The organism is Arthrobacter sp. NPDC058130 (genome assembly GCF_042884475.1).
Lineage (GTDB): Bacteria > Actinomycetota > Actinomycetes > Actinomycetales > Micrococcaceae > Arthrobacter.
Genome location: NZ_JBHVTV010000015.1, coordinates 115,564 through 122,268, shown reverse-complemented (window position 1 = coordinate 122,268; position 6,705 = coordinate 115,564). Strand labels below are relative to the sequence as shown.

Here is a 6,705-nt window from a genome sequence, read left to right as displayed (position 1 = left end):
GTGTGGGAGAGTAGGTCACCGCCGGAACACCATTCAGGTCGAGGACCCCCAACCACAGGTTGGGGGTCCTCCCGCATTTAACCCACAAAACAGGATGACCGGATGGCGCGGGTAGAGTTGTTGCCTATGGATAACCTCTTCAGCCATGCTCCGTCCGGTGCGCCTGAACCCGCTGCGGCGGACGAACTGGACCCCGTCGTCGTCAGCGTCGTGGTCCCTGGCGCCGTTGCCCGGGCGTTCATGGGCTTCACCGAACACACGCACCTCTGGTGGCCGCTCGAGGACCACGGCGTCTATGGCGTCGGCTCCTACGTCGAGTTCGAGGAGAACCTGATCCTGGAGACCGCGGATGACGGCAGGACGGCCGTCTGGGGGTCGATTGACGACTGGCAGCCGCCGCTGTCCTTCCATGCGAGCTGGCACCCGGGCACGACGGCCATGTGGTCCACCGAACTGCGCGTGGCATTCAAAGCGGTAGCCGAGGGAACAGAGCTTCGCCTCGTTCACAGCGGTTGGGAAGGCGCGGAGGACCCCGCCGCGGCCCGGGCTGACTATGCGGCCGGCTGGCCCGGCGTCCTGGACCGGTTCGTTCGGTTCATGGGCGGCGCCGGCGCAGGCAGCCCGGACGTCTGAGCTGCCTGCTGGCAGGAAAGGCTGGCGTCCGCGGAGGCGCCTGTGGGTGGTCCGGAGCCAAAGGCAGCCCGTGTAGGCCTGGCCGTACATCTAGGCCCGCAGGGGTCCCTGTTCTATGGCCGGAACAGCAGTGCTGGACCGGATCACAAAGCGCGTGGGGTATTCGGTGTGCGCGGCCTCTGCGTCAGCGGTGCCCTCAAGCCTGGCCAACAGGCGCCTCACGGCCAGGGCTCCCTGGCCCCGCGCATCCTGATCGATCGTGGTCAGTCCAAAGACTTCACCCAGCTCATGGCCGTCAATGCCGATGACGGATAGGTCCTGCGGAACCCGCAGGCCGAAATCCCGGGCAGCGAGGATGGTGCCGATCGCCATCTCGTCCGAGGCGGCAAAAACGGCCGTGGGCCGCTCCGGCGAACTGCCGAGCAGCCCGCGGGCGGTGGCGTAGGCGCCCTGGATGGTGAAATCGGCGGAGACCTGCCATTCCGGCCGGATTTGCAGTCCGGCGTCCCGCATGGCCTTTTTGAATCCCGCCTGGCGGGTCCCTGGCAGGCGGAAATCCTGGTCGTAGGCGGCGTCGCCGGTCATGTGGGCGATCTTGCTGTGGCCAAGCTGGATAAGGTGGCGTGCCGCGGCTTCCGCGATCCCGGCGTCGTTGATGCGGATGGTCGATGCGCCGGGCAGCGGGCCGCCGATCCCCACGATCGGGCGGTGGATGGCCAGCAGCTGGTCGATCTCGGCTTCAGAGAGCTCCAGGGACACCGCGATCACGGCATCCACGCGTTTGCGCAGCAGGAAGTCGTTCAGCACGCTGTGCCGGCGCTCCTGCCCCTCGCTGACGTTGTACAGCGTGAGGTCGTAGCCGGCGTCCAGCAGGGTTGCCGAGACGCCCTCGACCACCGAGGAAAAGAACCACCGGTGGATCGAAGGGACCACAAGGCCAACATTGTGGTTCCGCCCCGAGGCCAGGCTGGAGGCCTGGTAGGACACCACGAAGCCGAGCTCGGCGGCGGCGGACCGGGCACGCTCCCGGCTGCGTGGAGAGACGTTGCCCTTGCCGCTCAAGGCGCGGGAAACAGTGGCGATGGAGAGGCCTGCCCGTTCCGCGACGTCCTTGATGCCGGACATGCCTTAGCCCTCCGCGTCCTCGATGTAGATTTCCAGCCAAACAGTCTCTCCCGAGCTTAACGGATCGCCCGCGCCGGCCATGTCGACCGCCTCGTAGCCGGCATCAGGGGGCGTTGAGCTGCGCAGCAGCACCCGCCCGGCGGGCAGCGCCAGGGGTTCAGATCCGACGTTCAAGAGCACCAGCGTGGAGCCGTTGAGGAAAGCCAGGCTCGAGTCCGTGCAGAGGTCCTCGTACCAGGACAGCGAGCCACGGCCCAGTTCCAGCCGACGGCGCAGCTCCAGCATGCGCTTGTAGAGGCTCAAATGCGACGACGGCGAAGCGGACTGCACGTCCCGCGCCAGGCGCACGAAGCTCTCCGGCTGGGGCAGCCAGGGATCCTGCCCGTGGCCGAATCCGGCGTTTGGTTCCCCTGCCCGCCAAGGCAGCGGGACACGGCAACCGTCGCGGCCCAGCCGGGCGCCGCCGGTCCGGGCGAACGTGGGATCCTGGCGCCGGGTGTCCGGGATGTCGATCCCGTCCGGGAGGCCGAGCTCTTCACCCTGGTAGAGGTAAGCCCCGCCGGGCAGCCCCAGCATGAACAGGGACGCCGCGGCGGCCCGGGACCGTCCGAGGTCCTCGTCCGGCTGCGGATCGCCGGTGCCGATTCCGTCGCCGTCGCGCGGCGCTTGGCCGCTATACCCAAAGCGGGTGGCGTGGCGGACGACGTCGTGGTTGGAGAGCACCCAGGTGCTGGGAGCGCCGACGGCGTCCAGCGCGGTCAGCGACTCCGTGACGATGTGGCGCATCCGGTGCACGTCCAGGCCGGCATGCAGATAAGGGAAGTTGAAGGCCTGGTGCATCTCGTCCGGACGCACCCAGTCGGCCAGCCGGGGGAGCGGGTCCACGTTGGCCTCGGCACAGAGGATCCGGTCGGGACCGTACTCGGCGAGAATCCGCCGCCACCGGCGGTAGATGTCATGGAGGGCCGGCTGGCCAAACATCGGGGCAGCGCTGCCGGGGAAGCCGTCGGAACTGCTGCCGTCGGCGCGGCCGCCCCACTCGGGCAGGCCGGGGGCCTTCACGAGGGCGTGCGCCACGTCCACCCGGAAGCCTGCGACTCCGCGGTCCAGCCAGAAGCGCAGGACCCGCTCGAATTCGTCATGGACGGCGGGGTTGTCCCAGTTGAAATCCGGCTGCGAGGAGTCGAAGAGGTGCAGGTACCACTGGCCCGGGGCGCCGTCCGGTTCGGTGATCCGGCTCCAGGCGGAACCGCCAAAGTGGGATTGCCAGTTGTTCGGCGGTTCCTCACCGAAGGCTCCCCGGCCGTCGCGGAAGATGAACATGTCCCGCTCCGGGCTGCCGGCAGGCGCGGTCAGCGCGGCCTGGAACGCAGGGTGCTGGTCCGAGCAGTGGTTGGGCACGAGGTCCACGATCAACCGCAGCCCCAGCCGGGAGGCCTCGGCCGTCATGGCGTCGAAATCCTGCAGCGTGCCGAACAGGGGATCGACGTCGCAGTAGTCACTGACGTCGTAGCCGGCGTCACGCTGCGGGGACCGGTAGAACGGGGAGAGCCAGACGGCGTCGATGTCCAGTTCCGCAAGGCGGGGCAGCTCGGCGGTAATGCCGGCAAGATCGCCGATGCCGTCGCCGTTCAGGTCCCGGAACGAGCGCGGGTAGACCTGGTAGATGACAGCGGAGCGCCACCACCCGGGAATGTGGTCTGTGGGGTGCACAGGCGTCAGCGGACCCGTCAGGGGGCCGGCCAGCTCGGCGGGGGAGAAGAGAACTGAATCAACGGACATGACGGCAATCGTAAGGCTCGGGTGCCGGAAAATGAAAACGCTTCCAGTCATTTTCGGCCGAGGAATATCGGCCAGCGATTGGACTATCTCCACGATACTTGGAAGCGCTTGCAGTTCCGAGGCAATTCACCGACAGCGTGGGGGACTTCGGATTGGGCGGCCGGGACCCGGGCGCCAGTCCCCACAGCCGTAGACTGGGAGCGGATTTCGACCGAACTGGAGACCGCATGCGCAGCATCATCGATGAGCTGACCTCTTCCCTGGGCCCGGCCAAAATTGCCGTGGACGCCACTACCCTGGCCGCCTACGCCGTGGACCAGGCTCCCGTACTGGACTATCAGCTCCCGCTGGCCGTGGTCCGCGCCGACTCGGTGGCCGACGTGCAGGCAGCGGTGCGTACCTGTGCCGCCCGCGGCGTCGCCCTGGTGGCGCGCGGGGCCGGTACCGGCGTCTCCGGCGGCGCGCACGCGAGCGAGGGCTGCGTTGTGCTCACGCTCGAGGGGATGAACCGCATCCTGGACCTCAATCCGGATGACGAGACCGCCGTCGTGGAACCGGGTGTCATCAACGCTGACCTCAACGCCGCCGCGGCCGTGCACGGACTGATGTTCGCCCCGGATCCGGCGAGCTTCAAGATGTCCACCATCGGCGGCAACGTGGCCACCAACGCGGGCGGGCTGCGGTGCGCGAAGTACGGGGTGACCCGTGACTCGGTCCTGGCTCTCGACGTCGTACTCGCGGACGGCTCGCTCATCCACACCGGTCACCAGACCTTCAAGGGCGTCGCCGGCTACGACCTCACGGGGCTGTTCGTCGGCTCGGAGGGGACCCTGGGGATCGTTGTCGGTGTAACCGTGCGGCTGAAATACGTGCCGCGCGACGTACACACCATCGCCGCCTTCTACCCGGACTTCCGCAGCGCCGCGGCCGGCGTCCTCGCCGTCGGCCAGGCCCGCGTGCAGCCGGCCATCATGGAACTGCTCGACGGCGGCTCGCTCGCCCAGCTGGACGACATCCACGGCTCAGACCTGGCCGCCCGGGGAGCGTCCCTGCTGTTGATCCAGACCGACGGCTTCGGCGCAGCGGCCGAGGCCGCGGCCATCCGCCCGGTCCTCGCGGCCGGGGGAGCGGTTGTGACCATGGAGGCCAACGCCGAGGCGGAACACCTTGTCGAGTTGCGGCGCAACAGCCGCGGAACCGAAGTGGACGACGAATACCGGGTAGGGGAGGACGTGGCCGTGCCGCGCTCCCGGCTGGTGGATTACGTGGCCGAACTGGAGGCCATCGCGGCGGAGCACCGGGTCCAGCTCAAGGTCGTGGCCCATGCCGGCGACGGAAACCTGCACCCCACCTTCTGGATCGACCGGGTGGACAACACCGTGGACCCCGATGCCATGGAGCGCCTCGGCGCCGCCCTGGACAGGTCCATTGCCGTGGCGCTGGCCATGGGCGGCACCATTACGGGTGAACACGGGATCGGCCAGTACAAGCTGCGGTGGCTGGGCTTGGAGCAGAAGGAACCGGTGCGCGAACTGCAGCGCCGGATCAAGGAGCTGTTCGACCCGGCCGGGATCCTGAACCCCGGCAAGGCGATTTAGCCAGCTCGATTTAGCCCGGGCGTGCCATAACACGCCCGGCCGCAGTTTAGTCGTCGGAGTCCGGGTATTCGTCGATCGATTCGTCGGCGCCGTACCGTGATTGCTCGGTCTCCACCTCAAGGATCTTGAGCAGCCCTGTGTCCGGGTTGAGCATGATGGCAGCCTCATCCCGCCGGTGGCGGAGCTCGTTGTCAATGTAGGACTGGACGGCCTCGGCCAGGGGGATGTGCCGGTTCTCCTTCTCGGAGATGTACCAGCGGTGCTCCAGGACCTCGTGCACCGCTTCGGCCGGCTCGAGCTTGCCGGAGAGGTCGCGGGGGATGGCGCGCACAATCGGTTCGAAGATCTGGCTGACCCAGAGGTGCGCGCTGTATTCCTCGTCCATGCCCGGGTTGTTGTCCGCCCGGAACGAGTCCATGTCGTTCAGGAGCCGGCGGGCCTGGTTCTCCTGGGCGTCCAGGCCGGTCAGGCGCAGCAGCCGGCGCTGGTGGTGCCCGGCGTCGACCACCTTCGGCTGGAGCTGGATGGTGGAGCCGTTCTGCGTGGTCTTGATCGCGTATTCCTCGACGTCGAACCCCAGCTCGTTGAGCCGCCGGATGCGGGCGGCCACGCGCCAGCGTTCGCCGATTTCAAACGACTCCTTGGCCGTCAGCTCGGTCCACAACCGCCGGTAGCTGTCCATGATGAGCTCGCTGGTGGCCACCGGGTCCACCTTCTCCTCGATCAGGCCACCGTCGAGCAGGTCCATGAGTTCCCCGGCGATGTTGACCCGGGCGATTTCGAGGTCGTACTCGCGCTGGCCGGTGGACAAATCCGGGTACAGCTCGCCGGTCTCGGCATCCACGAGGTAGGCGGCGAACGCGCCGGCGTCGCGGCGGAACAACGTGTTGGAAAGCGAGACGTCGCCCCAGTAGAAGCCGATCAGGTGCAGCCGGACCAGCAGCAGCGCCTGGGCGTCGATGAGCCGGGTCAGGGTGTCCTTGCGCAGCATCTGGGAGAAGAGCGCGCGGTAGGGCATGGAGAATTTCAGGTGCCGGGTGACCAGCACGGGATTCAGCGGCCGGCCGTCGGGTGTGGTTCGCCCGGTAATGACGGCGACGGGCTCCACGCCGGGAACGTCCAGCCGGGCGAGCTTGCGGAGCATGTGGTACTCGTGGCGGGCCACGTGTTCCGAGGTTTCCTTGATGGCGATGACCGAGCCGCCGAGGTGGGCGAAGCGCACGATGTGCCGCGAGATGCCGCGCGGAAGGGCCGCCAAATACTCGGCGGGCCAGTCCTCGAGGGCAATGTGCCAGGGCAGGTCCAGGAGCTCGGGCTCGGTGGCGGCAGCCGTGATACTCAGCGAACTGGAGACCAGCGAGATCTTGTCGTCATTGGCGCTGGCGGCTTCCTGCCGGGGCAATTTCCCGATCTGACCGTAGTCGGTGGGCTCGTCGTGCCACTGGGCACTGTATTCCTCGGTCATAGGGTTTCCTCGGTCATGAATCAATTCTTCCGTATTTTGCAGGCCCCGCCTAAAGCTGGGCAGTTAAAGCCCGACGGCGGCCCTCCGCTGGGGAGGACCGCC

Annotated in this window: 5 protein-coding genes; 2 read left to right on the top strand and 3 right to left on the bottom strand. The window is 67.8% G+C overall.

The window, feature by feature from the left end; genetic code table 11:
• Positions 1-126: 126 nt before the first annotated feature.
• Positions 127-633 carry an SRPBCC domain-containing protein gene (locus ACFVTM_RS20495; protein WP_390205865.1) on the top strand — a complete coding sequence of 169 codons (507 nt, stop codon included), beginning with the start codon at positions 127-129 and terminating at the stop codon, positions 631-633.
• A gap of 90 nt (positions 634-723) precedes the next feature.
• On the opposite strand, the gene ACFVTM_RS20490 is transcribed toward ACFVTM_RS20495, so the two are convergent.
• Both ACFVTM_RS20490 and ACFVTM_RS20485 read right to left on the bottom strand, forming a co-directional pair.
• Positions 724-1,758 (bottom strand): LacI family DNA-binding transcriptional regulator, encoded by a 1,035-nt coding sequence (locus tag ACFVTM_RS20490; protein ID WP_390205864.1) that lies wholly within the window; start codon positions 1,756-1,758, stop codon positions 724-726.
• A 3-nt stretch (positions 1,759-1,761) separates the two neighbouring features.
• A complete protein-coding gene (locus tag ACFVTM_RS20485) occupies positions 1,762-3,540 on the bottom strand; it encodes a glycoside hydrolase family 13 protein (RefSeq protein WP_390205863.1) in 1,779 nt (592 codons plus the stop codon).
• Positions 3,541-3,767: 227 nt separating this feature from the next.
• Between ACFVTM_RS20485 and ACFVTM_RS20480 the strand changes: the two genes are divergently transcribed.
• Positions 3,768-5,138, top strand: coding sequence for an FAD-binding oxidoreductase (locus tag ACFVTM_RS20480; protein ID WP_390205861.1), 1,371 nt, complete (start codon positions 3,768-3,770; stop codon positions 5,136-5,138).
• 46 nt (positions 5,139-5,184) lie between these two features.
• Here ACFVTM_RS20480 and ACFVTM_RS20475 read toward each other — a convergent pair whose 3' ends face one another.
• Positions 5,185-6,603, bottom strand: coding sequence for a DUF4032 domain-containing protein (locus tag ACFVTM_RS20475; RefSeq protein WP_390205859.1), 1,419 nt, complete (start codon positions 6,601-6,603; stop codon positions 5,185-5,187).
• Between the last annotated feature and the right edge of the window lie 102 nt (positions 6,604-6,705).

Coding starts and splice junctions, on each gene's coding strand:
- ACFVTM_RS20495 (WP_390205865.1), top strand. CDS start 127: ATGGATAACCTCTTCAGCCATGCTCCGTCCGGTGCGCCTGAACCCGCT.
- ACFVTM_RS20490 (WP_390205864.1), bottom strand. CDS start 1,758: ATGTCCGGCATCAAGGACGTCGCGGAACGGGCAGGCCTCTCCATCGCC.
- ACFVTM_RS20485 (WP_390205863.1), bottom strand. CDS start 3,540: ATGTCCGTTGATTCAGTTCTCTTCTCCCCCGCCGAGCTGGCCGGCCCC.
- ACFVTM_RS20480 (WP_390205861.1), top strand. CDS start 3,768: ATGCGCAGCATCATCGATGAGCTGACCTCTTCCCTGGGCCCGGCCAAA.
- ACFVTM_RS20475 (WP_390205859.1), bottom strand. CDS start 6,603: ATGACCGAGGAATACAGTGCCCAGTGGCACGACGAGCCCACCGACTAC.